The organism is Streptomyces sp. NPDC057697 (assembly GCF_042799335.1).
Lineage (GTDB): Bacteria > Actinomycetota > Actinomycetes > Streptomycetales > Streptomycetaceae > Streptomyces.
Genome location: NZ_JBHVJA010000004.1, coordinates 421,718 through 448,101, shown reverse-complemented (window position 1 = coordinate 448,101; position 26,384 = coordinate 421,718). Strand labels below are relative to the sequence as shown.

The 26,384-nt window shown below is 72.5% G+C and carries 22 protein-coding genes; 10 read left to right on the top strand and 12 right to left on the bottom strand.

Features of this window, described 5'->3' with window-relative positions:
* Positions 1-25: 25 nt before the first annotated feature.
* Positions 26-1,024 (bottom strand): ArsR/SmtB family transcription factor, encoded by a 999-nt coding sequence (locus tag ACFVFH_RS15155; protein ID WP_383767786.1) that lies wholly within the window; start codon positions 1,022-1,024, stop codon positions 26-28.
* A 67-nt stretch (positions 1,025-1,091) separates the two neighbouring features.
* On the opposite strand from ACFVFH_RS15155, the gene ACFVFH_RS15150 reads away from it, so the two are divergent.
* Entirely contained in the window at positions 1,092-1,997 is a 906-nt protein-coding gene (locus ACFVFH_RS15150) for an aldo/keto reductase (RefSeq protein WP_383767783.1), read from the top strand.
* A 398-nt stretch (positions 1,998-2,395) separates the two neighbouring features.
* Here ACFVFH_RS15150 and ACFVFH_RS15145 read toward each other — a convergent pair whose 3' ends face one another.
* A complete protein-coding gene (locus tag ACFVFH_RS15145; RefSeq protein ID WP_383767780.1) occupies positions 2,396-3,850 on the bottom strand; it encodes an amidase in 1,455 nt (484 codons plus the stop codon).
* Positions 3,851-4,047: 197 nt separating this feature from the next.
* On the opposite strand from ACFVFH_RS15145, the gene ACFVFH_RS15140 reads away from it, so the two are divergent.
* The gene (locus ACFVFH_RS15140; protein ID WP_383767778.1) at positions 4,048-4,692 is read left to right on the top strand and encodes a TetR/AcrR family transcriptional regulator; all 645 of its coding nucleotides are present in this window, start codon (positions 4,048-4,050) and stop codon (positions 4,690-4,692) included.
* A 44-nt stretch (positions 4,693-4,736) separates the two neighbouring features.
* On the opposite strand, the gene ACFVFH_RS15135 is transcribed toward ACFVFH_RS15140, so the two are convergent.
* A complete protein-coding gene (locus tag ACFVFH_RS15135) occupies positions 4,737-5,693 on the bottom strand; it encodes a LysR family transcriptional regulator (RefSeq protein ID WP_383767775.1) in 957 nt (318 codons plus the stop codon).
* A gap of 92 nt (positions 5,694-5,785) precedes the next feature.
* On the opposite strand from ACFVFH_RS15135, the gene ACFVFH_RS15130 reads away from it, so the two are divergent.
* On the top strand, positions 5,786-6,631 hold the full coding sequence (locus ACFVFH_RS15130; protein WP_383767772.1) for an alpha/beta fold hydrolase: 846 nt from the start codon (positions 5,786-5,788) through the stop codon (positions 6,629-6,631).
* Positions 6,632-7,168: 537 nt separating this feature from the next.
* Here the strand turns inward: ACFVFH_RS15130 and ACFVFH_RS15125 are convergent.
* A complete protein-coding gene (locus tag ACFVFH_RS15125; protein ID WP_383767770.1) occupies positions 7,169-8,110 on the bottom strand; it encodes an SDR family oxidoreductase in 942 nt (313 codons plus the stop codon).
* Positions 8,111-8,231: 121 nt separating this feature from the next.
* On the opposite strand from ACFVFH_RS15125, the gene ACFVFH_RS15120 reads away from it, so the two are divergent.
* Positions 8,232-8,795: a TetR family transcriptional regulator gene (locus ACFVFH_RS15120; RefSeq protein ID WP_383767768.1), complete on the top strand. Its 564-nt coding sequence runs from the start codon at positions 8,232-8,234 to the stop codon at positions 8,793-8,795.
* A 126-nt stretch (positions 8,796-8,921) separates the two neighbouring features.
* Here the strand turns inward: ACFVFH_RS15120 and ACFVFH_RS15115 are convergent, their stop codons facing one another.
* On the bottom strand, positions 8,922-9,233 hold the full coding sequence (locus ACFVFH_RS15115; RefSeq protein WP_383767765.1) for a hypothetical protein: 312 nt from the start codon (positions 9,231-9,233) through the stop codon (positions 8,922-8,924).
* Between the two features lie 297 nt (positions 9,234-9,530).
* Here ACFVFH_RS15115 and ACFVFH_RS15110 point away from each other — a divergent pair, with 297 nt between their 5' ends.
* Positions 9,531-10,493, top strand: coding sequence for an SDR family oxidoreductase (locus tag ACFVFH_RS15110; RefSeq protein ID WP_383767762.1), 963 nt, complete (start codon positions 9,531-9,533; stop codon positions 10,491-10,493).
* Between the two features lie 87 nt (positions 10,494-10,580).
* Here ACFVFH_RS15110 and ACFVFH_RS15105 read toward each other — a convergent pair whose 3' ends face one another.
* Positions 10,581-12,089 (bottom strand): carotenoid oxygenase family protein, encoded by a 1,509-nt coding sequence (locus ACFVFH_RS15105; protein WP_383767759.1) that lies wholly within the window; start codon positions 12,087-12,089, stop codon positions 10,581-10,583.
* Between the two features lie 445 nt (positions 12,090-12,534).
* Between ACFVFH_RS15105 and ACFVFH_RS15100 the strand changes: the two genes are divergently transcribed.
* A complete protein-coding gene (locus tag ACFVFH_RS15100; RefSeq protein ID WP_383767757.1) occupies positions 12,535-13,062 on the top strand; it encodes a GNAT family N-acetyltransferase in 528 nt (175 codons plus the stop codon).
* A 28-nt stretch (positions 13,063-13,090) separates the two neighbouring features.
* On the opposite strand, the gene ACFVFH_RS15095 is transcribed toward ACFVFH_RS15100, so the two are convergent.
* Positions 13,091-13,894: a TSUP family transporter gene (locus ACFVFH_RS15095; RefSeq protein ID WP_383767755.1), complete on the bottom strand. Its 804-nt coding sequence runs from the start codon at positions 13,892-13,894 to the stop codon at positions 13,091-13,093.
* Between the two features lie 297 nt (positions 13,895-14,191).
* Between ACFVFH_RS15095 and ACFVFH_RS15090 the strand changes: the two genes are divergently transcribed.
* Together ACFVFH_RS15090 and ACFVFH_RS15085 are read left to right on the top strand one after the other, a co-directional pair.
* Complete coding sequence (locus ACFVFH_RS15090) at positions 14,192-14,974, top strand: AraC family transcriptional regulator (protein ID WP_383767752.1); 783 nt, start codon at positions 14,192-14,194, stop codon at positions 14,972-14,974.
* Positions 14,975-15,123: 149 nt separating this feature from the next.
* On the top strand, positions 15,124-16,320 hold the full coding sequence (locus tag ACFVFH_RS15085; protein ID WP_383767749.1) for a hypothetical protein: 1,197 nt from the start codon (positions 15,124-15,126) through the stop codon (positions 16,318-16,320).
* A gap of 96 nt (positions 16,321-16,416) precedes the next feature.
* On the opposite strand, the gene ACFVFH_RS15080 is transcribed toward ACFVFH_RS15085, so the two are convergent.
* The 4 genes from ACFVFH_RS15080 to ACFVFH_RS15065 all read right to left on the bottom strand — a co-directional run bounded on the left by ACFVFH_RS15080 (position 16,417) and on the right by ACFVFH_RS15065 (position 20,913).
* Entirely contained in the window at positions 16,417-17,337 is a 921-nt protein-coding gene (locus ACFVFH_RS15080; RefSeq protein WP_383767747.1) for a carbohydrate ABC transporter permease, read from the bottom strand.
* A complete protein-coding gene (locus tag ACFVFH_RS15075; protein ID WP_383767745.1) occupies positions 17,334-18,482 on the bottom strand; it encodes a carbohydrate ABC transporter permease in 1,149 nt (382 codons plus the stop codon). Before ACFVFH_RS15075 ends, ACFVFH_RS15080 begins: the two co-directional genes overlap by 4 nt.
* A gap of 5 nt (positions 18,483-18,487) precedes the next feature.
* Positions 18,488-19,732, bottom strand: coding sequence for an extracellular solute-binding protein (locus ACFVFH_RS15070; protein WP_383767742.1), 1,245 nt, complete (start codon positions 19,730-19,732; stop codon positions 18,488-18,490).
* Between the two features lie 128 nt (positions 19,733-19,860).
* A complete protein-coding gene (locus ACFVFH_RS15065; RefSeq protein WP_383767740.1) occupies positions 19,861-20,913 on the bottom strand; it encodes a LacI family DNA-binding transcriptional regulator in 1,053 nt (350 codons plus the stop codon).
* A gap of 125 nt (positions 20,914-21,038) precedes the next feature.
* On the opposite strand from ACFVFH_RS15065, the gene ACFVFH_RS15060 reads away from it, so the two are divergent.
* A complete protein-coding gene (locus tag ACFVFH_RS15060) occupies positions 21,039-23,162 on the top strand; it encodes a glycogen debranching N-terminal domain-containing protein (RefSeq protein WP_383767739.1) in 2,124 nt (707 codons plus the stop codon).
* An 81-nt stretch (positions 23,163-23,243) separates the two neighbouring features.
* Here ACFVFH_RS15060 and ACFVFH_RS15055 read toward each other — a convergent pair whose 3' ends face one another.
* Positions 23,244-24,290 carry an AI-2E family transporter gene (locus ACFVFH_RS15055; protein ID WP_383767736.1) on the bottom strand — a complete coding sequence of 349 codons (1,047 nt, stop codon included), beginning with the start codon at positions 24,288-24,290 and terminating at the stop codon, positions 23,244-23,246.
* 659 nt (positions 24,291-24,949) lie between these two features.
* On the opposite strand from ACFVFH_RS15055, the gene ACFVFH_RS15050 reads away from it, so the two are divergent.
* Positions 24,950-26,212, top strand: coding sequence for a phosphatase PAP2 family protein (locus ACFVFH_RS15050; RefSeq protein ID WP_383768037.1), 1,263 nt, complete (start codon positions 24,950-24,952; stop codon positions 26,210-26,212).
* Positions 26,213-26,384 lie beyond the last annotated feature (172 nt).

Genomic DNA, 26,384 nt, shown 5'->3' with positions numbered 1-26,384 from the left:
AAGTCCTTCGGGGGTTGACACGAGGTCAGGTGGAGGCCGCTTGGAGGAGAGTCTCGGCTGCGATGGTGCGGGCGTAGAGGACGGAGCGGCCGGCGCGATGGGCGCTGACCAGGCCCGCGTTGCGTAGCGCGGTGAGGTACTGGGACACCCCGGCTGGGGAGAGCCCGGTGCGGTGGGCCAGTTGTGTGGTGGAGGCCGGGTTCTCCAACTCGGTCAGCAGCAGGGTGCGTGAGCGGCCCAGTACGGCGGAGAGGGTGTCGGCTCGCATGACGGGCCGTGCCTGCCAGAGTGAGCCGATACCGCGTGCCTGGTAAGCGAGTTGGGGTGGATCCGGCGGCGTTGTTCGGGTGCGCAGCTCTGGTCCGGTGAAGGCTGAGGGGATCAGCAGTAGTCCCGTGCCTGCCGTCGTGCGGGTCAGTGGCTGCTTTCGGCGGGCCATCCGCAGCACGTCGTTGTCCCAGCTCAGCGACGTGTGCAAGTCGTTGAGGAGATGGCCGGTGCCGTGCTCGGCGGCCATGCGGGCCCGGTGGAGGATGTCTGTGTCCAGGACGGCCCGGATTCGTGCCCAGTAGGGGGCGAGTGCCAGTTCCCAGTAGGTTTCGATTTCCTCTGTGGCCTTGGGCAGGAGGCCCTGTGGGTCGTTGTGCAGGGCTCGCAGCCGGCGGCCGAGGGTTCCCTGGTGGCGGGCCAGGTGGTCGAGGTCCTGGCGGACCCGGTCGGCGGGTGCGGCCCGGATCGCGGCCCGCTCTGCCGCCAGGGTGGGGGCCGGTCCGGCGGGGGCCGGGTTGAGGAAGTCGGGGACGTAGCCGCCACCGGGCGGGATCAGCTCGCTGAGCCATCCCCGGTCCAGCCCTGCGGCCACCAGGCGCGGCCGTACCTGGTCGGCCCAGGTCCGGTGGACGGGATGCGCAGTGTCGGACCTCAGCAATCGGAAGCTGGGCGCGACCTCCCACATCGGCGAGACGGCGAACCGCACTTGCGCCAGATCGCTCGTCGAGAACGCCAGCTCCGCCAGGACAGCCACTCCTCAATGGATTCAGGCATGTATGAATCAATGGTGGGCCAGCCTACCCTACGGAGATCATCCCGCCATGACCTCACAGACGATCACCGCAGCGGCATCGGGCACCTGGGAGCTCGGCGACCTGACGGTCCACCGGATCGGTTTCGGCGCGATGCGCCTGGCCCAGCACGGCGAGGCATTCGCGGACGATGCCGTCCCACGTGACCGCGACCAGGCGATCCGTGTGCTGCGCCGCGCGGCCGAGCTCGGCGTGAACCACATCGACACCGCCGCGTTCTACTTCTCACCGCTGCGCTCGGCCAACGAACTGATCAACCGGGCACTGGCCCCCTATCCGGACGACCTCGTCATCACCACCAAGGTCGGTCCGGGCCGCGACCCCTCGGGCCAATGGCTTCCGCACGCCACACCCGGGCAACTGCGCGGGCAGGTCGAGGAGAACCTGCGCCAACTCGGCCGCGACCACCTCGACGTGGTGAACCTGCGCATCGTCGGCACCGACTCGATCGCCGAGCGCTTCGGCGCACTCGCCGAACTGCGCGAGGCCGGACTCATCCGCCACCTGGGCCTGTCCAACATCCGCCCCCACCACCTCGCCGAGGCCCAGGCCATCGCACCGGTGGTCTGCGTCCAGAACATGTACGGCATCGGCGCATCGTCCGAGCAGAAGGAACTCCTGGACCTCTGCGGTGAACGGGGCATCGCGTTCGTGCCGTTCTACTCGATCGCCGGCACCGGACGCACCGCCGGCGCGACCACCGACCACAACCCGCAGGTGCACTCCGTCGCCCGCGCCCACGGCGTGAGCGCGGCCCAGATCCGGCTGGCGTGGACGCTGCACCAAGGTGACCACGTCCTGGCCATCCCCGGCACCGGCGACCTCGACCACCTCGCCCAGAACGTGGCCATCGGCTCCTTGCGCCTGTCGGAGGCAGATCTCACCGCCCTGGATCCCCACCGCGAGACGGGATGAGCAGGGCCCCGTGGGATTGTGATCCACTTCTGCTGATCGGCCTGTCCGCCTCGCCTGTTCCTGCCGCCCGACCCATGACCGGCAACGGTCCGGGACCGGCTCCGAGCACGCGAGGACCGCTACAACACCGCGGCACGGCCGTTCCGGCGGAGGTCACCGCCTCCGACCTGGACGATCTGCCGGCCCGGCTCGACCGACACACAACCGTCGACCGACACCAGGAATCGTCCATCGCCCCGGCAGCCTGATCAACCCCCGAAGGGCTTCCGGAGCCGACCGCCAAGGGCCGTCCCCGGCCGGAAGCCGGCAGTCGTCCGGGGACCGGGGCACACCCGCCACCGCCCAAGAGCTCACGGCGCGAGAGGCTCGACGGCACAGGGGCTCAAAGGCGCGAGAACTCAGAGGCGCGGGGACTCAGAGGATCGGTCAGCCCGGTCTCCCGCCCACGGATCGACCGGGGCAAGGACCCCTAGCCGGTCCTCGATCGCCTCGGCCGCGTCCAGGCACAGGTCCTCCCGGAACGCGCGGCCGATGACCTGTACCCCGGACGGGAGTCCTCCCGCCGTGCCGGTCGGCACAGCGACGCCCGGGACGCCCACGAAACTGGTCACCGTACAGAGGCGCATTCCCGAGCCGACCCGGTCCCTGCCCTGTCTGTCACGCGACTCCAGCCCCGGCTCGACCGGCGGCTCGGTGAACACCGGGCCGAGCAACAGCGGGTACTCGTCGAGGAATTCGGCCCATGAGCGGCGGATGTTCAACCACGTGCCCATCACCTTCATCAGCTCGTCCGCGCTCACGGGCGGGGTCCGCTCCATCACCATCCCGATGTACCGGTCCCCGCCCCTGCCGAGCAGTCTGCGCACCGCCGGCCAGTTCGGGGCGAACTCGGTCATGGTGATCCGGTCGTACGCGTCCAGGGCCTCGTCCATCCGCGGTACGTCCCGCACCTCGCGCACGTCGTACCCCGCGTCGCGAAGCGCGTCGGCGGCAAGTTCGATGGCGTCGCACACAGTCGGGTGGACGCCGTGCCCGCCGGGGTCCGCCACGACCGCGACCTTCAGCGGTCCGGCGAGCGGTTCACCGTGGGCGGGCACCGGAACGGCCCGTGGGTCTCGCGGATCCGCCCCGGCCAGCACCTCGTGGACGAGCCGGAGATCACCCACGCGCCGGGCGAGCGGGCCGTCGGTGACCAGCACCTGGGACGCCGGGCCCGGGTCGTCCGGCCCGAGAACGCGGTGGTCGGCGGGGTAGCGGCCCGTGGACGGCTTCAGCCCCGCCACACCGCAGAACTGGGCCGGAACACGCACCGACCCGCCGGAGTCGTTGCCGAGCCCCAGCGCCGCCATGCCGGTGGCGACCGCCACCGCGTCGCCGCCGCTGGAGCCACCCGGCGTCCGGCTGCTGTCCCAGGGGTTGAGCGTGTCGCCGAACAGCTCACTGCGGGTGTGCATCCCCGCAAGGATGAGGGTGGGGATGTTGCTGTGTCCGATGGGGATGGCCCCCGCCGCGCGCAGCCGGGCCACCGGAGGCGCGTCGGCCGACGCCACCAGATCACGGAAGCGCTCCGTCCCGAACGTGGTCGGCACGCCTTCGACGGCGGTGCTCTCCTTCACCGTGAAGGGCACGCCCGCGAGCGGTCCGAGTGTCTCGCCCGCGGACCGCTTCCGGTCCGTCCGAGCCGCGCTCCGGCGTGCGCGCTCCGCCAGGAGCTGCGTGACCGCGTTCACCCGCGGGTTGACCTCGGCGATGCGCTCCAGGTGACTGTCGACCAGTTCGACCGCCGACACTTCCGCGCTCCGCACAGCCTCCGCCTGCTCGGCGGCCGACATCTTCCACAGGGCGTCCCGCATGGGTGCCACTCCTCACTCACGTTCCGATGCACTTGCATCGGAACAGTACCCCTGGAACCGATGCGGTCGCATCGAATAAAGTGCGGGATGGAGCAGACGCGCGGGAAGCAGGCACGGGGAGCGGACCCCGCCGTGTCACCGGGCACCGTGCGGCGGAAGCGTCATGGAAGCGTTGTGGAACAGGAAGGCGGCCGGGCATGCCCAGGCAGGTCGATCACATGAGCAGGCGCCGCGTCATCGCCGAGGCCGTCTGCCGCCTCGCCGACGAACGCGGGCTGGAGGGTGTGACCCTTCGCGACGTCGCCGCGTCCGCGCAGGTGTCGATGGGCGCCGTCCAGCGGTGTTTCCGTACCAAGGAGGAGATGCTCGTGTTCGCCCTCGGGCACATCGGCCACAGGGTCGGCGAGCGCGTACGGGCCCGTCTCGTCAGGAGCCCGGCCCAGTCCGCCGCCACCGCCCTCGGGCACGCGGCCGCCGAGGTCTCACTGCTCCGGGACGAGCACCGCGCCGAGGCCAGGGTCTGGCTCGCCTTCGTCGCGCAGGCGGCTGTCACCCCGTCGCTCGCACGCACGGTGAAGGCGAACTACGCAGCCCTGCAAGAGGCGTTCACCCAGCTCGTCCAGGAGGCTCGCGAGGACGTCGCCCCCTCCGCGCCCTTCGATCCGCGGCGCGCGGCCCGCACCCTCCTCGCCCTGGCGGACGGCCTCACCACCCACGTCCTCATCGGCCATCTCACCCCGCAGGAGGCGCACGACGTCCTCCACGCCAATCTGTCGGGCCTCTGGGAACAGCCGGTCCAGCCCTCCCCCACCGCCCCGGAAGCCATCCGGCCGCCTGCCTGATCACGCGCCGGCCGCCCACCGCTCCCCCGGAGCAAGGCCGGTGATCAGCGGGTCTCTCCGTGCCGGCTTCCGCACCGCGCGCCGAGCCGGTGGTCGAGTGCGGCACCGACGTCCGGGCAGTTCCCGCGGATGACGTCGAGGAAGGCGTTCAGCGCCGGAGAGCGGTCCTGCGCGGCGAAGGACAGAACGAGATCGGGCAGCGGTGTACGAGGGACCACCTCGCAGAACCAGGTGCCCGGCCGCGGCGCCGACAGCATGCGCGAGGGTCCCAGCCCGACGCCCACCCCGCAGGCGGCAAGCCCGATGATCGTGTGCATGTCCCTCGCGACGGTCGCGCCGGAGAGGGCCGGGGAGTCCTTGCCCAGCAGGGCGTGCAACCCGGCGACGACGGCGGGTTCGTCCTCCCCGGAGGCCACGACCAGCGGCTGCTGCCGCAACTGCGCCGCGTCCACCGACGGTTGCCCGGCGTAGGGGTGGCTGTCGCACACGACCGCGATCAGATGGTCGTGTCCGATCGGTACGGACACCAGCCGCTCGGCACCGATGCTCCGGGGCGGTCCGAGGGTGATCGCCACGTCCAGCCCACCCGCGACGAGGGCAGCCGTGCTCCGACTGCTCGCCATCTCGTGGAGTTCCAGTCGTACGTCGGGCCGTTCGCGGCCGAACCGGCCGAGGACGTCCGGCAGGGGTTCCAGCAGGGCCGAGGCGATGAACCCGAGGCGCAGACGGCCCGTCTCGCCGCGTGCGGCCCGGGCGGCGTCGACCGAGGCCGCCGTGATCTCGTCGAGCGCTCGGCGTGCACGGGCGAGGAAGGCCGTGCCCGCCGCCGTAGGGAACACTCCCCGCCGGGTGCGCTCGAACAACCGGGCCCCCACCTCGCGTTCGAGGTCGGCGATCTGTTTGGACAGCGGGGGCTGCGCGATGCCGAGGGCGCCCGCCGCCCGGCCGAAGTGCTCGTGCTCCGCCAGGGCCAGCGCGTACCGCAGGTGTCGCGCCTCCACGTCGGCCTCCTGGCGATATCTCCGGAGTATCGCGGGCCAGTGTGTCAGATCTTTCTCTGGATGACCGGAGTCGGGTCGCATGGAATGGGTCCATGATCGAACTCTCCCCGGACCACACCATATTCGTCTTCGTGCACGGCGCCTGGCACAGCTCCGGACAGTGGGCGGCGACGCAGCGCGCACTCGCCGGGCTCGGCGCCGCGAGCGTGGCCGTCGACCTGCCGGGGCACGGCTTCGACGCGCCGTTGCCCAGCGGGTATCTGCTGCCAGGTCAGCCGGGCCTGCTCACCGAGAAGTCCGCGCTCGCCACCGTGACGATGGACGACTGCGCCGAGGTGGTCCTGGACACCCTGCGCCGGGCCCGCCGGTACCAGCGGGTCGTACTCGTCGCGCACAGCGCGGGCGGCGGTCCCGCGTCGCTGGCCGCCGAGCGGGCGCCCGAACTCGTCGACACGCTCGTCTACCTGTCGGCCTTCGTCCCCGCCGGACGACCACGGTTCGCCGACTACATCGGCTCCCCCGAGAACGCCGCCGCCCGGGGCCAGGGCCTCCACCTGGGCGATCCCGAGGAGTTGGGTGCCTTCCGGATCAACCCGCTCTCGCCCGATCCCGCCTATGTCGAAGAGCTGCGGCAGACGCACTACCAGGACACCCCTGCGGAGCGCTTCGGCCGCTGGCGCACGGCGCTGAGCCCGGACCTCCCGCCGGCGATCCCCCTCACACCGGTCGCCGTGACCTCCTCGCGATGGGGGCGGATTCCCCGGGTCTTCCTGCGCTGTGCCGAGGACCGGGCGCTGACGCCGCCCGTCCAGGACCTGATGATCGCGGAAGCCGACCGGGCCATGCCGGAGCGTCCGTTCACCGTACGAACCCTGTCGGGCAGCCACAGCCCGTTCGCCGCCCGTCCGCGTGAGCTCGCCGCCGCCCTGCTGCCATGAACGACGGACGCCGCGTACTGCCGGTGATGCGCCCGGAGCGCCTTTCGGCGGGCGCGGGAAGACCTCGGCGGGTCCCGTACTGCGGCGGTGCGTTCGGGGAGCGGCTACCACGGTGGGGTGGCACGGCCATGGCTCGTGCCCGGCGACGCGTGCAGGGCGGCGCGGCCGCTGCGGACCGGAGACATGCGCAGGTGGGTCGGTACCGGCTCCGGCCTGGTGGCCACGTCACCGGTCCGTGGGCAAGGCCCAGCGCATCCGGGTCGGCCCGGAGCTGCGAGAAGAGGGCATGCGGCGAGGTCGTCGGAGGCTGCCCCGTGGGGGCGCGCGGCAGGCGCCGGGGCGAGGGCGGCTCCTCGGCCGGCGGCCGGACCGGACGATCCCGGTGTCGGCCCGGTCGAGCGCAGGCAGCCCGTCGGTCACGAGCCTGTCGTATCGCGCGCGCCACGACCGGGCCGGGCACACGCGGGAAACGCCCGGTGCGTGCCGCGTCGGGAGCTCCTGCCGCCCGCTCCGGACACCGTGGCCCCGCACCGCGCCTCAGGCGGTCGCGGTGCGGAAGTAATGGCCCTGGTCGAGATCTTCGATGAGCCCCGGACGCACCGGCCGCCAGCCCGTCAGCTCCTGGGTCAGCGCGCTGGACGCGGGCTGGTCCATGGAGAGCACCGCGGAGAGCCAGCCGAAGTGTTCGGCGGCCTTCTCAGCGGGAACGGCGGCCACGGGAACGTCCAGATGGCGACCGATGACGTCAGCGATCTCCCGGAGGGACACGCCCTCGTCGGATACGGCGTGCAGCGTCGATCCCGCCGGGGCCGTCTCCAGGGCGACGCGGAACAGGTGCGCGGAGTCCAGGCGGTGGACGGCCGGCCAGCGGTTGGACCCGTCGCCGTAGTAGCCCGCCACGCCCTTGTCACGGGCGGTGCGGACCAGGGAGGCGACGAAGCCCTTGTCGCCCTCGCCGTGGTTGGTGCGCGGCAGCCGTACGACGGACGAGCGGACGCCCCGGGCGGCGAGGTCGAGCACCCGCTCGGCGGTGGCGAGACGGGTCACCATGCCCACGGCCTCGGGCGGGACGGCGTCGAGCGGGACGCGGGCGTGCCCGTCGCGTTCGGTCGCCACGCGGCCCGCCTCGACGGGCGTACCGGAGGCGAGGACGAACGGCTTGCCGGTGCCGACCAGCGCCTCCCCCATCGCCTCGGCGGCCCGTCGGTCGGCATCGGCGGCGGCCCCGAAGTCGCCCTGCGCGAAGGCGACCTCGTGGTCGAACGCCAGGTGGATCACGGCGTCCGCCGCGGTGGACGCCTCCCGCAGGACGTCGAGATCGCCGAGGGAGCCACGGACCACCTCGGCCCCGGCCGCGGCGAGCGCGTCGGCGGAGGCATCCGAACGGGCGAGGCCGACGACCCGGTGCCCGCCGGCGATCAGGCCGGGGACGAGAGCGGAGCCGATCCAGCCGGACGCTCCGGTGACGAAGACACGCATACGAAGGACCTCCTTGTGCCACGGCCTGCGCCGCCGGGCGGCGCGACCACGGACGACGATGTCATGGACTGACATCAGCCTAACAGGTGATGACAGGGACTGTCGTCGCTATGATCGGGGCATGGGACGATGGGAGCCGAACGCACGCGGGCGCCTGGAACAGGCGGCACTGGATCTGTTCAGTGAGCGCGGGTTCGACGCGACCACCGTCAAGGAGATCGCCGAGCACGCGGGGCTGACGGAGCGCACGTTCTTCCGTCATTTCGCGGACAAGCGCGAGGTCCTGTTCGGCTCCAGCGCGCTGCGGGACTCCCTCGTCACCGCACTCGACGCCGGTACGGACACCGCGGCGCCGATCGACGCGATAGCCGCAGCCCTCCGGGCCACGGCCGGTCCGCTCCAGGAGCGCCGGGAACTCGCCCGTCGGCGCCAGGCCGTCATCGACGCCCACACCGAACTCCAGGAACGCGAGCTGATCAAGCTCGCCTCGCTGTCGTCGACGCTCGCCGACGCTCTGCGCCGACGTGGCGTGGCGGAGCCGACCGCGAGCCTCGCCGCCGAAGCGGGGATGACCGTCTTCAAGATCGCGTTCGTGCGCTGGATCGACGAGTCGAACCGGCAGGACCTGCCGGAACTGATCCAGGACGCGCTCGACGAGCTCAAGGCCGTGACCGCGGGCAGATGACCGCCACCGTCGGCCGCGCCCACGCGCCGTCGCGGCGTCCTCTCACCCGGCGCCCCCGTCACGTCTGCTCCTGACGGCGCCCTCCGCCCCGAAGCCCGCGCTCGCCCGGTCCGCCGACCGCCCGGATCAGCGCTCCCGAATGCGCCACCACCACCAGCGCCCGGCAGTCCACTCGCTCGCCCGACCCGGGTCCGGGAGCGTACGGCGCTCGAACTCCGCGTCGATCCGCTCCACCAGACGGCCCAGGTCGGCGCGGGCCCCTGCGGGCAGATAACGCAGCGCCACGTCGAGGTCGTCCCGGGCGTCCTCGATCTCGATGCCGGGGCTCTCTCCGGGGCCGGTCAGGAAGCGTCCCGGCTGCATGAAAGCGCACTCGAACCGGCTCAGGGCATCGGCCACCGCGTCCGGCCAGAGGTGGTCGGCCTCGACCCGCCGCACCGCTGCGCGGGTGCGGGCCGATACGCGCGGTATTCGAGAGACCCGGACATATCCGGGTGGCCGCCACCGCTCGGCGCGGACGGCCTTCGGACGCCTACGCGGCATCGGCCTTTCTGATCAGAACCATGTCGGCATTCTGCCACCGCCCGCCGGGCGCCGGGCGCCGGAAAGAGCCAACGGCCCAGGTTCGGCGGACGACACCGGCACCGCGGCCCCGGAGACGCGCCGAAGGGACACACGGGAAACCCGGAAGAAAAGACGACATGATCTGTCGCCTTTCACGTGCACCGTAGTGCCATGAGCAAGCACACCCACACCCAGCCCACCACCGGCCACGACGGCCCGCTCGCCGGTCGGATCGCGCTCGTCGCCGGAGCCACCCGAGGCGCCGGACGCGCCCTCGCCGTCGAACTCGGCCGCTCCGGCGCCACCGTCTATGTCACCGGCCGGACCACCCGCGAACATGTCAGTGAGGTCGGCCGGGCCACGGAGACCATCGAGGAGACCGCGGAACTGGTCACGGCGGCCGGCGGCACCGGCATCGCCGTTCCCACCGATCACCTGGACGAGGAACGGGTACGCGCCCTCGTCGGGCGGATCGACCGCGAACAGGGACGGCTCGACATCCTGGTCAACGACCTCTGGGGCGGGGAGCATCTGCTCACCGGATCCGTCTTCGGCAAGAAGAGCTGGGAGACGCCGCTCGCCGACGGCCTGCGCATCCTCGAACTCGGGGTCCGCTCGCACGTGATCACCGCGGCGCTCGCCCTCCCGCTCCTGGTCCGCTCGGACGCACCACTGCACGTGGAGGTCACCGACGGCACGGCGGCCTCCAACCGCCGGTACCGCGAGAACCTCTACTACGACCTCGCGAAGAACGCCCCCATCCGCATCGCCTTCGGACTGGGCCAGGAACTGGCGGAGTACGGGGGCACCGCCGTCGCCGTTTCCCCGGGCTTCCTGCGCTCGGAGCAGATGCTCGCCCATTTCGGCGTGCGGGAGGAGAACTGGCGCGACGCCATCGCCCAGGAGCCGGGCTTCGCGATCGCCGAGTCGCCCCACTACCTCGCCCGCGCGATCGCCGCCCTCGCCGCCGACCCGGACCGGGCCGCGCGCTGGAACGGGAAGTCCACCTCCAGCGCGGAACTCGCCCGGACCTATGACGTCCGGGACGTGGACGGCAGTCGGCCCGACGCATGGGCGTACTTCGAGGACGTCACGTACGGCGGGAAGAAGGGCTCGGCGGACGACTACCGCTGATCACCGGCTTCCCGCCGGACGGGCGGGGCAACGGCCCGCGGCGTGGGAGAAGCCGTTGCCCCGCCCTTCGCCTCCGGGGTGCCAGGCTCACGCGTCCGGCACCCAGCTCCCGTGGAAGCCGAGCGGAACCCGCCCCGGCAGATGGACGCGGGCCAGGGGGCGGGCGGTGAAGTCCTGCGCGGAGAGGATCACCAGGTCGCTCGCGCCGCGGTCGGGGTCGTGCACATAGGACAGGAGGTAGCCGTCGTCCTCGTCCCGTGCCCCGCGGCGCGGCACGAAGACCGGTTCCCCGGCCGCCGCCCCGGGCGGGAACCGGTGCACCTGCCGGCTGCCGCGCAGCATGTCGTGCTTCACCAGGCAGTTGGTGAACTTGTCGTCCGGCGGCACCCCGTCGACCGTCTCGTAGGCGCGCCACATCTCCGCCGCGCTCGCCGCGTACGCGAAGCGGTGCCGACGCGCCACCAGGGACTCGTTGACGCGGGGGAACTCCTGCGGCAGGTCGTCGATCCGGGTGGTGCGGACGCGGCCCGCACGCAGGTCGATGGTCCAGCGGTCCAGTACGGGCGTGCCGGTCGCGGAGGGCCCTCCGTTGCCCCGGCCCGCGGCGTAGAACGGCGCGGGCATGGTGGTGAGTTCCATGACGACGGTGTCGCCCTGGTCATAGGCGTTGAGCGTGTGCGAGTAGTACACCGGATCGATCTCGAACCAGCGGGTGGCTCCGCCGGTCCGCGGCATCACCCCCACCCTCATCGGGTGCCCCGGGTTCCAGACGTACGGCACGAGCGCGCCCGCCTCGGCGGCCGCCGGGTCGAAGGTGATCGGCAGGTCGACGATCACCACGTACTTCTTCGTGAGGGCGAAGTCGTGCATCATCGGCGCGTCCGCCACCGGAATCCTGGTGGTCCGTGCCACCCGGCCGGTCCGGTCGATCATGAGGTGCCGCACATGGTTCCAGGTCGGGTAGTACGCCACCGCGTGGAGTTCGTCCGCCACCGCGTCGTACTTGGTGTGTGCGGTGAACGCGCCCTCCAGCGTGGAGCGGAAGTCGTAGGGGCGCACCGTGTTCAGCTCGCCGTCCAGTTCGTACGGCAGCGGTCCGCTCTCCTGGAGGGCCAGGATGCGCCCCTTGTACGGGATGACATGGGTGTTGCAGGCGAAGTCGTCCGGCGGTACCTCGCCCGGGTACGGCTCGCCCAGTTTCCGCGCCACCTGCGAGGAGCGGACCCACCGGTTGCGGTACCACTCGGCGCGCCCGTCGCGCAGCCGCACGCCGTGCACCATGCCGTCGCCGATCATCCAGTGGTGGGCCCGCGGGTCCTCGATGCCCAGTGCGTTGGGGCCGGTGCGCAGATAGCGGCCGTCGAGGTCGCGCGGGATCCGGCCGGTCACTTCCAGGCCGAACTCGGTGAGTTCCTCGGTCACCGGGGCGAAGGCGCCCGCCAGGAACGGGAACGAGTCGCCGCCTCCGGCCGCCGCACCGGAGCCGGCGGCCTGTGCCGCGGTCGCGGCGCGGCCGAGGCCGTACCCTCCGACGACGCTTCCGGCCGCCGCGAGTGCCGCTCCCTGGAGGATCCTTCGGCGTGTGTGACTGGTCATCGCTCTCCCCGTCCGTGATCGGTGCCGACAGGTCCCTCGTCGGCGCTGGAAAGGAGTCTGCTGCGCGGCCGACGGAGGGTCAGGCCGTCTGGGGCCCATGTGCGGGGTGTCACCGGCACCACCCCCGACAGGGGCCTTCGGACCACGGGCATGGCCCGGGGCGGCGGTGTCACGTCCGCACGCGGAATGCCCGGCGTCCACGGCGCGACGCTCCTCGTCGACCGGTCCGGTGCGCGCGAGGAACGCCTTTGTGGATCTGATACGTTGCCTGGCAGCACATACGCCTCCCGGCCGGGCCACGCCTCCGCCACGGAGGCTTTTTTGTGTCCCGGCCCGTCCCGGGGGCAGGCCGGGACACACCGCGCGGCAGCCGCCGGGCCGCGACGGCCGAGCGGTCCCGAGGGCGCCGCCGTCACTGCCGCACCGCAGAACGTGGAGGAGATTCATGACCGGCCTGCCCGTGCACCACGCATCCTTGCGCCTCGCCGATCCTGCCGACCGACCGGCCATGGAGCGCCTCTGGCTGATGTTCCGGCACGACATGTCGGAGTTCGACGGTGTCCTGCCCGCCCCGGACGGAACCTTCCGGAGCGACCGGCTCCACGCCGCGTTCACGGACGCCGACTACGCCCCCTATCTCCTCGTCAGCGGCGGATGCCCCGCGGGTCTCGCTCTCGTCCGCGGCCTGAACGGACCGACGCGCGTGCTGAACAGCTTCTTCGTGGTGCGTGGCGCACGCCGGACGGGGCTCGGACTGCGCGCCGTCCGGGAGGTCGTGGCGACCTGTCCCGGGCCGTGGGCGGTCGCCTTCCAGGAGCGCAACGCCGCCGCCGTCCGGTTCTGGCGTCGTGCCGCCGCCGAGATCGCGGGCGAGGCGTGGACCGAGGAACGCAGGGCGGTGCCGGGCCGCCCGGACCTGCCGCCGGACAGCTGGATCTCGTTCACGGCCCCGGCCGTGGAGCCGGGGCCGTGAGCCGTGTACCGGCCGCGCCCCGGCCCGGTCAGGCCACCAGCAGCATCGCGACCGTCACCACGCCGAGCAGCCCGATGTAGGCCCAGGCGTGGACGCGGTCGGGGATGCGGGGCGGGCGCCGCCTCAGCACCGCGATCACCGGCAGCGCTCCCAGGAGCAGCGCCGCGGCGGCGCGGAGGTCGATGAGTCCCACCAGATGCACGTCTGCGTGCGCGGCGGCCGGGACCGCTGCCACGTACAGCGAGACCACGGTGGCCGGGAACGCGATCGCCAGGGTGAGGGGGTTGGCCAGTGCGGTCGCCACCTGCATCGTGTGCCCGGCCCGCCGCATCGCCGGGACCGTCATGACGCTGCCGCCCACGCCGAGGAAGGCGGCGACCCCTCCGATCGGTGCGCCGAGGGCGGACGGCAGCGGGCGCGGCGCGTCCGGTGCCGCCGCGCCCCGGGTGTCCGGGCGCAGGAAGCCGGGGCGCAGGAGCAGATCGGCGATGGTGAGGGCGACGTACGCGACGAACGCCCAGTGGGCCAGGGCGGCCGGGGCGAGGCGGGTGGCGAACGCGCCGGCCGTGGCCCCGGCCGCCAGCAGGAGGAGCAGCGCTCCGCTGCCGCGCAGCGAGAGAAGCACCCGCCGGGGTGTGACGGCCGTCGCGAATCCCGCGTTCACCACCATCACCAGGGCCGAGGTGGCCGTGGCCACCCGCATCGCGTCCGTGCCGAGGGCGGCGTCCGCCCACACCACGACCGGTACCGCGACGAACCCTCCGCCGAAGCCGAACAACACGGTCGTCACCCCGGTGAGGAGCCCGACACCGACCAACATCACGAAGTCCATGATTCCCACTCCACCAGCCCCGGCGGTCTTCTCGCATGCGATGGTCGGCACAGTTCTTTCGTGTGTCGGCCGCCAGGGTCCTCCGTCCGGATCGGGCCGATCAGGGGCACGCGAGCCCGGCACGTTCCGGACGAAAGACCCCTGGGGCGTGTATCGAAAGTCCCGCCTGCCCGGCGGTGTCCGGCGCGCACACTCGCCGCGTTGTCGGGCCCGCCCCGGTACGCCCGGTAGCGGGGCGACCCTCCGCCGTGCGACCGCACGCACCGGACGCCGCACGGCCCGGCCTAGGGTGGACGGGTGAAGAACGTCCCGTTGGCCGAGATCGACCACGTCGACCGGGCCGTCCTGCCCATCGGCACCGACTACCCGCCCGGTCACGTACTGGACTGGCACGAGCACCGGCGTGCGCAGTTCCTGTACGGCGCCACGGGGGTCATGGTCGTCGACACGGCCGAGGGGACCTGGACGGTTCCGCCCGAGCGTGCCGTACTGATCCCGCCCACCACGCGTCACCGGGTCCGGATGCTGGGGGTGAGCACCCGGAGTCTGTACATCGAGCCGCGTGCCGTCCCCTGGTGGCCCGCCACCTGCACGGTGGTGGACGTTCCGCCGCTGCTGCGGGAACTGCTGCTCGCCGCCGTCGAGTTCGAGGTGGACTACGGCCTGTCGGGGCGGGAGGGAAGCATCGCCGCGCTCCTCCTGTACGAGATCGCCGAGCGTGCCCCGCTCCCGTTCCATGTGGGGATTCCCGCCTCCGCCGACCTCGCGGAGCTCTGCCGCGCGTATCTGGCCGCCCCGGACGCCGACGCCACCAATGCCGTGTGGGCCGCCAGGACGGCCATGAGCGAGCGTGCCTTCACCCGGCGTTTCCGCGCCGAGACCGGAGACAGCCCGGCCGTCTGGCGGGGCCGCGCCCGTCTGCTCGCGGCCGTGCCGCTGCTGCGCACCGAGTCGGTCAGCGAGGTCAGCGGCCGGATCGGCTATGCCTCCCCCGCCGCGTTCACCGCTGCTTTCACCCGGGCCTTCGGCCTGCCCCCGTCGCGTTTCGCCGCGAGCCGCCGAGGGGGCGGCCACGGCTGACCGGGCCTCGCGGGGCGGCAGCGCGGCTGCCGCCGCCGGGCACGGGCACCTCGTCGGCCGAACAGTCGCATAACAGTTCCCCACCGCTCATCGGGCCGTAGTTGGCCGCTGGTTACCCCCACACGGCGGGCAGCGGCTACGGTGCTGTCGTGGTGATCAACGGGGAGGACACGGCATCCGGGACCGCGCTGCTGATCGCGGCGTCCCCGGCGGGCAAGGGCTGTCTCATCGACGCGACCGGTGTCCTGCCCGCGCTGGCGGCGGTCCCGCCCGGCATCCTGACCGGTACGGCGGCGGCCACCCTCGTCGAGCTGGCCGACCCGACCGATCCGCAGACCGTCCTCACCCGGGTCCGCGCCGTGGCCGCCGCCCCCGGCCCGCTCACCCTCTACATAGCCGGGCAGCTGCACCTCGACCACAAGCAGCACCTGATCCACCTCGCGCTCGCCCGGTCCACCCCGGCCACCCTGCGCTACACCGCACTGCCCTGGCACTGGCTGGCCGGTGAACTGGCCCTGCGCCGGCCGGGCACCACCACCGTCGTCACCGACCTGGTCGCCGCCCCGGACGCCTGGCAGAGGCTGGGCTCCGGGGGTCTCGTCCTCGGCCACGGAATCCGGGTGTACGGCCGGGTCGTCCCGCCGCCGCCCCGCCGCCAGATCGCGGAACCGGCCTACTTGAAGGCCCTCGCCACCGCCTGGCGCAGCGGCATCAACCCGCCGCTCGCCCAGCTCCACGAGCAGGCCGCCGCCCGCAGCGGCTCCCCCGACGCGCTGTTCCTGGCCATCGACGGCATGGCCGGTGCCGCCCCCGCCGCGTCGGCCGTCCAGGACCCGTATCCGCCGGAGCGGACCCCGGCGCCCGCTCCGGCGGCGTCCGTACCGTTCGCGGCGGGCACCGGGGCCGCCGAAGAGGATCCGCTGCCCGCGATCCTGGCCGCCGCGCACGCCGGACGGCACGGTGAGGCCGCGTCGCTCGCGGCCATGTGGGAGGGGTGGGCGCTGCGCACCCATGGCGCGGATTCGGTGCAGGCCACCCACTGGCTGGAGGTCCGGGCCGACCTCGCCCGGCTGGCCGGCGACGCGGCGCGCAGCTGCGAGCTGTGGATGGCTGCCGCGGACGCCCGTCTGGCCCGGCGGCAGTCCCCGGACGACCCCGCCGTGGTGGGCGCCGTGGACCGTGCCCACCACCAGTGGCAGGAACTCCACGACCCGCGGCGGTGCCTCGAACTCGGCCCGCCGCTGGTCGCGTTGCGCCTTCATGTGCCCGGCCGGCGCCCCGGTGCGATCGAAGCTCTCCAGCACCGGCTGGAACAGCTGAACGGCACGCTCCCCGCAGCGCCCTGACAGACGGGCCGGCACCGGTGCGCGCACGCCCCGGGCTGGGCGTGCACGCGCCGGTACCGGCCGCGGGTGGTGCCGAGGGGCCCGTCGGGCCGGGGCTCACTCCTTGACCGCGCCCGCGTTGGCTCCGCTGACGAAGTAGCGCTGGAAGCAGAAGAACAGCGCGGCCACCGGGAGGGTGGACAGCAGGGCCGCCGCGAGTTTCAGCGGGTACTGCGTGCCGCCGCCGAGGCCGCCCGAGACGAAGCGGGCCAGGCCCGTGGTGAGGGTCTCGTACTGGCCGGACTGGGTGCTGACGAGGAAGTGCGTGAACTCGTTCCACGAGCCCTGGAACGACAGGATCGTCAGCGTGATCAACGCCGGTCTGGCCATGGGCAGGACGACGGACCAGAAGATCCGGAACACGCCCGCCCCGTCGACCCGTGCCGCCTCCTCGACCTCGCGCGGCACCGATTCGAAGAACTGCTTCATGATGAAGATGCCCGCCGCGTCCACCAGCAGCGGGAGGACCATGCCGGTGTAGGTGTCGAAGAGGCCGAAGGTGTTCAGCACCAGGAACTTCGGAATGAGCAGGGCCACGCCGGGCACCGCCATCACCGCGAGCACGAAGCCGAACAGCAGCGAGCGGCCCCGGAAGCGCAGCCGCGCCAGTGCGTAGCCCGCCATCGAGTCGAACATCACCCGGCCCGCCGTCACCACGACCGCGATCAGGGCCGAGTTGCCCAGCCAGCGCAGGAAGGGCACCCCGTCCGCGGTCCGGCTCAGCCCGAACAGCCGCTGGTAGGCGGCCGTGGTCGGAGTGGCCGGCAGCAGGGACAGCGGGTGGGCGGCGGCGTCCGGGTCCGTCTTGAAGCCGGTCACCAGTTGGAGGACGAAGGGGAGCAGATAGAGCAGCCCCAGCCCGAGCACCGCGGCGTAGCCCACCAGCCGCCACGGCAGGCGGAACCGGCTGAGGACGGGGCGCCCCCGGTCGTGCGGAGCGCGGCGTGTCCGTTCGCGTACGGCCGTGGCGGCGGTCATCGGTTCCTCCCGGTACGTGCGCCGCGCTCGCGCAGCGCCCAGCGCTGGAACGCGGTCAGGACGAGGATCAGGGCGAGCAGGATGAACGCGATCGCCGCGCCCTGGCCGAAGTCCGCGTTGTCGAAGCCCGCCGAGTACGACAGGAAGGCGGGGGTGAGCGTCGTGTTGCCCGGGGCGCCCTGGCCCATCACGTACACCTGGTCGAACACCTGCCAGGTGGAGATCAGCCCGAGCGTCAGCACCAGGAACAGCACGGGGCGCAGGGCGGGCAGGGTCACGTACCGCAGCATCTGGCGGCGGTTCACCCCTTCCATCGCCGCCGACTCCTCCAGCTCCCGGGGGATGTTCTGGAGAGCCGCGAGGAAGATCAGCATGAAGGTGCCGGAGGTCGTCCACACGGCGAGCAGGATGAGCGTGCACATCGCGACCGAGGGGCCCGAGAGCCATTCGAACCACGACAGTCCCATCGTGGAGTGGTCCGCCAGCATGCCGGTGGGCCGTTGGGGGTCGACGATTCCCAGGCCTCCCAGGACCAGGGAGAGCACTCCGCGCGGGTCGGCGAACCAGTTCGGTCCCTTGACCCCGATCCAGGACAGCATGGAGTTGACGGCTCCGCTGCCCTGGAAGAGGAAGAGGAAGACCGTGGAGACGGCGATGGAGCTGGTGACCGACGGGAAGAAGAACGTCGTGCGCAGGGCTCCGCGCCCCCGCAGCAGTCGCTGGTTGACGATCAGGGCGAGGCCCAGTGCCAGCAGCGTCTGCAGGGGGACGGTCAGCAGCACGTAGTAGAGGTTGTTGCGCAGGGACGTGGCGAAGAGGGTGCGGTCCAGTCCGTCCTGGGTGAGCAGCGACCGGTAGTTGTCCAGGCCGACGAAGTCCGCCTGCCCGGAGAACGGGTTGGACTGTCCGTCCCAGTGCAGCAGGCTCACCCACAGCGCCATCAGGATCGGCAGGACCATGAACAGTCCGAGGACGAGCACCATGGGGCTGACGAACAGCCAGCCCCAGGTGCCCTCCCCGCGGAGGCCCGCGCGCCGGGCGCGGGCCTTCGCGGTCGTGCCGGTCTCGCCGGGGGCGCTGTCAGGTGCGCCCGGCGACCCGGTCGTACGGGGTGTGTCGCTCGCATGCGTCGTGCGGATGGGCATGGGGCTCAGTGGCCCTTCGCGATCGCCTGTTCGCCGTTGCGCTGGAGGTCGGCGAGGATCTTCTTCGGGTCGGCGGTGCGCAGCGACTGGAGTTCGGTGTTGAACTGGCTCAGGACCTTGTCGAATCCGGCGATCGTCACCGGTCCCTGGGCGTAGGCGCTGCCGTCCACCCAGGCCTTGGCGGCGGGCTGCTTCTCGGCGTACGAGGCGAGGGCGCTCGTCCGCGAGGGCATGACTCCGAAGGCGTCGGCGAAGGCGAGCTGCTGCTTGGCGGAGGTCAGGTACTTCACCAGGTCGACGCCCGCGTCGCGGTGGGCGCTGTCGGCGGCGACGCCCCAGCAGTTGCTGAAGGCGAGGGTGCCCTGGCCGGCCGGTCCGGCGGGCAGGGGCGCGATGGCGTACTTCACCTCGGGGTAGTCGAGCTTCATGCCGCCTTCGAGCCAGTTGCCCTCGATGGTCATCGCGGCCTTGCCCTTGCCGAGCGCCTCACCGCCCCAGCTGGTGTCCACCTGCTTGGCGAACTTCATCGAACCCGACTTGAGCATCGACTGGACGAAGGAGAGGCCCTTGGCGTTCTCCGCGGTGTCCGCGGTCATCTTCTTCTGGTCGGCGTCGGTGAGCCAGCCGCCGGCCTGCTTCATGAAGACGCCGAGCCGCTGGTACTCGTCGCTGGTGACCAGGCCGGTGACGCCGTTCCGGGTGAGCTTGCCCGCGACGGTCCTCAGCTCCTCCCAGGTCTTGGGGTAGTCCTTCCGGGTCAGTCCGGCCTTCTTCCAGAGGTCGGTGTTGATGGCCAGGCCGAGGGTGGAGGTGTCCTTCGGCAGGCAGACCAGCTTCCCGTCGTACGAGAACGAGGTCCGCAGCTGCTGGGAGAAGTCGTCGGCGTCGGATATCCGGTCGCCGTACGGGTACAGCGAGCCGCCCTTCGCGTAGTTCGCGAACTGGTCGGAGTTGACGTAGAAGACGTCCGGCGGCTTGTGCCCGGCGAAGGACTGGGCGAGCTGCTGGTTCATGTCCTTGGCGATCTCGACGGAGACCGTGTTCCCCGACTCCTTCGCGTACCCGGCGGCGGCGGCCTTGACCGCCTGGGTCTCGGCGTCCCCCGAGGTGGCGATCAGAACCGTCAGTTTCTGCTTGGCGGCCTTGTCCTGCTCCGGTTCCTTGTCGCTGCCGAAGCTGGACGAGCAGCCGGTCGTGGCCAGGAGCGCCGCGCAGGCGGCGAGCGCGGCGAAGGCCGTACGGGTTCCCATGAGTTCCTCCATGAGGGGTGGGGCTTGCGGCTCAGCTGCCCGAGAAGGGCGTGCTGTGAAAGGTGGCCCGCGAAACGGGCGGGTGGGGGTGTGAGGGTGTGGTGCGTGGGGTCCGGGGCGTCGGCGGTTCAGGCGTCCGACGGGGAGGTGCTGCTGTCGCGGAGGACGAGCGAGGGTTCGAGCAGGACCCGTTCGGGGGGAGCGCCCGCCTCGGACATCCGGGCGAGCAGCAGCCGGACGCATTCGCGGCCGACGGCCTCCAGCGGCTGGGCCACGGTGGAGAGTCCGGGCGACAGCAGCGCCGCCATGGGGTCGTCGTCGAAGCCGACGACGGCGACGTCGGCTCCGGGCACGGCCCGTCGCTCGCGCAGTGCGTGGTAGCAGCCGAGCGCGAGCATGTCGCTGGCGGTGATCACGGCGGTCGCGCCCGCGTCCAGCAGGGGCCCGACGGCGGCCTGCGCCGAGGCGATGTCGTCGACGCTCTGTGCCCGCCTGCCGCGCACCGGAAGGCCGTGCCGCCGCATGGCGCGCTGCCAGCCCTCGGCGCGGTCGTCGCCGACGCCGGACCCGCGGGGCCAGCCGAGGAACGCGATCCTGCGGTGTCCCAGCCCCACCAGGTGCTCGACCGCGGCGTCCGTGCCCGAGGCGCCGTCGACATCGACCCAGTCGCCGATCTGCCGGCCGGACCACATCCGGCCGAAGGCCACGAACGGCACGCCGCGCTTCTCCAGCCAGGCCTGGCGCTGGTCGCCCCGTTCGGTGCCGCTCAGCACGAACCCGTCCACGCTGTGCAGGTCGAGGAGTTCCTCGTACCCGTCGAGGCCCGCGGTGCCGGGGGGCGCGGCGAAGAGCAGGATCCGGTAGCCCGCCTCGTCGGCGGTCTGGGACAGGGCGTGCAGGAACCGGTCCATGACCGGGGCCGAGGCGCCGGGGGCGGTGGGGCGGATGCCGTAGCCGATGAGTTTGCTGGAGCGGGTGCGCAGGGTCTGCGCCGCTCGGTGCGGGCGGTAGCCCAGCTCGTCGATGGTGCGCAGGACCCGGTCCAGGGTCTCCGGGCGCAGCAGTTCGGGCGAGTTCAGCGCGTTCGACACCGTCTGGGGAGACACTCCGGCCCGCCGCGCGACCGTGGCCAGGGTGACCGAAGCGGCCTTGGTCGCGGGGTTGTTGGTGGAGCGGGCCATGGAGATCTCCGGAACCGGTTGTACGAATGGACGAGTTCATTGGAGCGTTCCAAAAACATTGTCAACGCCCTGAGGTCGTCGTTAGGGTTCTTGGAACGCTCCAATGCCTGAGAGGTTCTGCTCTTTTGGACACCACTGTCAAGACCCACGACGTAACAAACTCCGGGACGGGGGCAGGCCCGTCGGTCGAAGGTCTTCAGCCATTCCTGCACGACGCCTGTGTGACGCTGTACGCGCCGAGCTTCGTGATCTCGCGCGAGGACGGCCGGTTCGACGGTGCCGCCGACGGCTTCTACCACGGCGACAGCAGGGCACTGGCCCGGTTGACGGTCGCCGCGGAGGGCATCGTGCTCGCCCCGGTGGGCGGCACCCCGGAGGGAGCGGACGGAGCGGCCTTCCGCAACGTGCTGCGCGGCCTCGGCGAGGACACGGCGGACCCGGCGGTCACCCTCCACCGGCGCCGCCGCGTCGCCCCCGGGCGGCTGGAGGAGACCCTCGAAGTCACCAACGCCGGGCGGCAGCACGTCCGCGCCCGGCTGATCGTCACGGCCACCACGGACCTCGCCCCGATCGAACGCGTCAAGTCCGGACACACACAGAACCCGGTCGCCGCCACGGCCTCCGGGGGCCAACTCGCCTGGTCCAGGGACACCTTCGCGGTACGCCTCGGCAGCTCCCCGGAGCCCGAGGTCCTCGACCCGGCCGCCGGGCGGCTGGAGTACGGTATCGAGCTCGCCCCCGGCGCCTCGTGGACCGCCGTACTGAGCTGCGCCGCGGCCCATGAGGACGGCGACCAGTTCCCCGCGCCGCCCGCGGACAGCGTCCCCTGGCGCACGCCGCGGCTGCGCAGTGCGGACCGGCGCTTCGACCACTGGCTGAGCCGGTCCACGGACGACCTCGACCGGCTGCGGCTCACCGATCCGGAGGGCCCCGGGGATCAGTTCCTGGCCGCCGGAGCCCCGTGGTTCCTCACCCTGTTCGGCCGCGACTCCCTCTGGGCGGCCCGCATGCTGCTGCCCCTGGGCACCGGTCTCGCCGCCGGTACGCTGCGCACCCTGGCCCGCAGGCAGGGCACGAAGTCCGACCCGGCGACCGAGGAGCAGCCGGGCAAGATCCTGCACGAAGTGCGCCGCGCCACGCAGCACTTCAACGAGGACTTCGCCCTGCCGCCCTGCTACTACGGCACGGTCGACGCCACCCCGCTCTGGATCACCCTGCTGCACGACTCCTGGCGCTGGGGCCTAGCACCCGAACAGGTCGAACAGCTCCTGCCGCACGCGGAGTCCGCCCTCGCCTGGATGCGTGACCACGGCGACCCGGACGGGGACGGTTTCCTCAAGTACATCGACCACACCGGACGGGGCCTGGCCAATCAGGGCTGGAAGGATTCGGGCGACTCCATCCGCTACGGCGACGGGGGCATCGCGACGTCCCCGATCGCGCTCTGCGAGGTCCAGGCGTACGCCTACGAAGCGGCCCGGGGCGGCGCGGACCTGCTGCGCGCCTTCGGCCGCCCCGGTGCCGACCGGTGGGAGGAGTGGGCCGAGCGGCTCCGCGACCGCTTCCGCAGCCGCTTCTGGGTGGAGGACGAGCGGGGGCCGTACCCGGCGGTGGCGCTCGACGGGAACGACCGGCCGGTGGACTCCGTCACCTCGGGCTTCGGCCACCTGCTGGGCACGGGCCTGCTCGACCACGAGGAGAGCGCCCTGCTGGCCGCCAGGATCGGCGCGCCCGACCTCGACTCGGGCCATGGTCTGCGGACCCTGAGCAGCGACTCCGTGGCCTACAACCCGTACGGCTACCACATCGGTTCCATCTGGCCGCACGACACCGCCATCGCCGTGCACGGCCTGGTCGGGGCCGGCTTCCCGGAAGCGGCGGCGTCCCTGTCCGAGGGGCTGCTGAGCGCGTCGACGACCTTCGACGGCAGGCTTCCCGAACTGTTCGCCGGTCATGGCGCGTCGGCCGGCGCCCGGCCGGCGCCCTATCCCGCGTCGTGCCGCCCGCAGGCCTGGGCGGCGGCCTCGTCCGTGATGGTCCTCCAGTCGGTGCTGGGGCTCTCGGCCGATGTCCCCGGCGGGACGCTCACGGTCGCGCCCGCGTTCGCGGAGGCCCACCGCCCGCTGAAGGTCGAGGGGCTCGACATCGCGGGCGGGCGGCTGGACATCTCCGTCGACGCCGACGGCACGGCACACGTCGAGGCGCCGAAGGGCCTGGTGGTGAAGCGGCAGCAGCCGGTATCCCGCTGAGGCGGACCGGTACGGCGGCACCGGCGCACCCGGCCTCCTCGGCCGGGCGCGCCGCACCCGGCACGGCGGACCCTGCCCGGCTCACCCCTCGGCGGGCGGGGGCCCGTCCGTCCCGCGCAGCGCCTGACGGACCGCCCAGAGGACCGAGACGAGCGGCACCGCCACGACCGCTCCGAGCACCCCCGCCGCGATGGCGCCGCCGATCACCGAGAGCGCGACCACGACCGGGTGCAGACGGACGGCCCAGCTCATCACGAGCGGGTGCAGCAGATGCCCCTCGATCTGGCCGATGACCACGATCAGGACGAGGACGACGGCCGCCACGATCGGGCCCTTCGCCGCCAGAGCCACCACGGACGCGACCGCGAGGGCGATCGGTGAGCCGATCAGCGGGACGAACGCGGCGAAGAACTCCAGCAGCGCCAGGGGCAGGGCCAGCGGAACCCCGAGGGCGAACAGGGCCAGCCCCACGAGCACGGCGTTGGTCCCTGCCACCAGGATGATGCCGTGGGTGTATCCGGTGAACGTACGCCAGGCGGCCCGGCCCCCGGTCGCCACCCGGGGCCGGGCCCTCCTCGGGAGCTGCTCGCAGAACCAGCCCCACTGCCGTTCGCCCGAGTGGATGAAGAAGACCGAGCAGAACAGCCCCAGGGCGAACACCGTCACCACCTCGACCAGCCGGCCCACACCGCTGACAGCCGTGCTGATGAGGGCGGAGCGATGGCTCGACAGATAGCGGCCGACCCGGGACTGGAGGTCGTCGAGCGTTTTCGGGGCCAGCCGGAAGGGCGGCCCCTCCAGCCAGTGCTCGACCCGGTCCAGTCCGTCGCCCAATTCCCTTTGCAGGCCCGCGCGTTCTCCGGCGACCACCTCGCCGACGAGCGACAGGACGCCGAGAACGAGGACGATGCTGCCGAGCAGCGCCACCGCGACGGCGAGCGGCCGCGGCATCACGCGGTCCAGGAGGTCCGCGACGGGGCGCAGCACCGCGGTCCCGACCAGGCCGAGGAAGACGGCCGCCGCCACCTCGTGGAACCGTCCCAGCGCCGAGAAGACCGCGTACACGACGGCGCCCACCACGAGGATCCGCCACGCGTAGGCGGCGGCCGTCCGAAAGGCGGGGTTCACACGGGGCGGGTGCGGCGCGCCGGGTGAGGTCCGCCGGGCGCCCGGGTCCCGGCCGGACGGGGCGGTCGTGCCGCGCAGTGCCCGGCGTGAGGCGGCGCGGATCCGGTGGCGCCGTCCCCCGAACGATGCGCCGGGGTCCGTCGTGTCGGGCTGCTGATGCGAGGGCCTGGGCATGCCCTGCTGGTATCAGGAGGGGGCGCGCGGTTCCCGGCCCTGGGGCCGACATGCGCGGGATGTCACCCCACGGACGGAATCGCCCGCCTTCCCCGGCTCCGCGACGCGTCCCCGGGGAGTCCGAGCGGGAGGTGACGGGGGGCCACTTCTCGCGTGGCGCGGGCCGCGCGAGCGGCACCGGCGCGGCCGGCGCGCCCCGGCTCCCGGCGCGCGCCGGCAGGACGCCTTCGCACCACCCGTGACCAGCGAAACCCGCGCACCCTGCTCCGATAGCATGTTCGAGCCCATGGCGAGCACGCTCGTCACCCGTCCTTGACCGGAGAAACCGTGCTTTCCGGCATGAAGAGTGACTTGTCCAGCCAACGACTAACACATCGGCCAAACAATTGATACCTAGAGCATCGCGGGTGTTTTCGCGAAGAGACAACAGCGTCGAGGGCGCCGCGTGGCGTCGACCACGGGCGGTTCTGTGGGCCTCGGCGGCGGTGGTGACCCTCGGCTTCCTGATCGCGCTGGAGATCGCCGCGCGTCACTACGGTCTGCCGGGGCCGATCGTCACCCAGGCCCAGGAGGTGGTGGTCGCCCCCAAGTCGGGCTTCCTGCTGTACGCCAGCATGGGGCTGATGATGGTGGTGCTCACCTGGCGGCAGCGGCTCATCGCGGCCGGTGCCGCGATCGGCATCGACCTCGTCTTCGCCCTGGTGCGGTGGGTGACCGACACCAGGGTGACCGAGGGCCACCCCTTCGGCAACGGCGCGCTGTGGGTGATCCTGGGCTGTGCCGTCCTCGCCGTCACACGCCGCACCGGACCGGAACGCCTCCTGCTGCTGAAGGGTGTGGGCCTGGGTCTGCTGCTGGTGGCCGGACGCAAGACCGGCGACACCTGGCTGCTCATCACGTCGAAGACCCGCCCCCTGGTGCTCGACCAGTACGTGGCGACCGCCGATCACGCGCTGGGCAATCCGTCCTGGGTGGTGGGCCGGATGGTCACGGCCACCGGTGTGGTCGGGGAGCGTTTCCTCGACTCCGTATACACCCAGCTCCCGGTGGCCGCGGTGGTGGTCGCGCTGTACCAGCTGCGCAAGGTGGCCGTCGAGCGCCGCTTCCCCGGCCACCATCTGGTGCGCACCTTCCTGGTCATAGGCCTGCTCGGGCCGGCCATCTACATGATCTTCCCGGTGGTCGGCCCGATCTTCGCCTACGGCGCCGACGGCGGACACTGGGCGGTGGCCGACCTGTGGCCGGACACACCTACGCCCCTCGGCACCCCGCAGCACATGGCCTTCGACGGGATCACCCCGCGCAACTGCATGCCCAGCCTGCACACGGCGTGGGCCACCGCGATCTTCATCCACTCCCGCCAGGGGCCCCGGGTCCTGCGGTACGCGGGCGCGTTCTGGCTGATCGCCACGCTCGGCGCGACGCTGGGGTTCGGCTACCACTACGGCGCGGACATCATCGCCGGTGTGGTGTTCACCCTCACGATCGAGGCGGCGCTGCGCGCGCACGAGCGCGGCTGGGACCGGTCGAGGATCCAGCTGGTCGCCTACGGCACCGCGGTCTTCGCCGTGCTCCTGGTGGCCTACCGCTATCTGCCGGTGGAAATGGCCAGGTACCCCTGGCTGTTCGGGCCGCTCCTCGTCCTGGCGATGGTCTCGGTGATCTACGCCTACGTACGGACGACCAGGCAGTGGGAACCGGAGGCCGCACCCGTGCGGCAGTTGGAACCGCAGCCCGAACCGGTGTGATCCGGTCGTGGCCGGGGGGGCGGGGGGGCCGCGGCCGGCGGTGGGGGGGGCGCGCCCGCGGGGGGGGGGGGCGGGGCGGGTGGGGTTGGGGCGGGGGGGTCGGTGGGGGGGGGGGGGGAGGGGGGGGGGTGCGCCTGCGGCGGGCCCGTTCCCCCGCCCCGCCCCTTCCCGG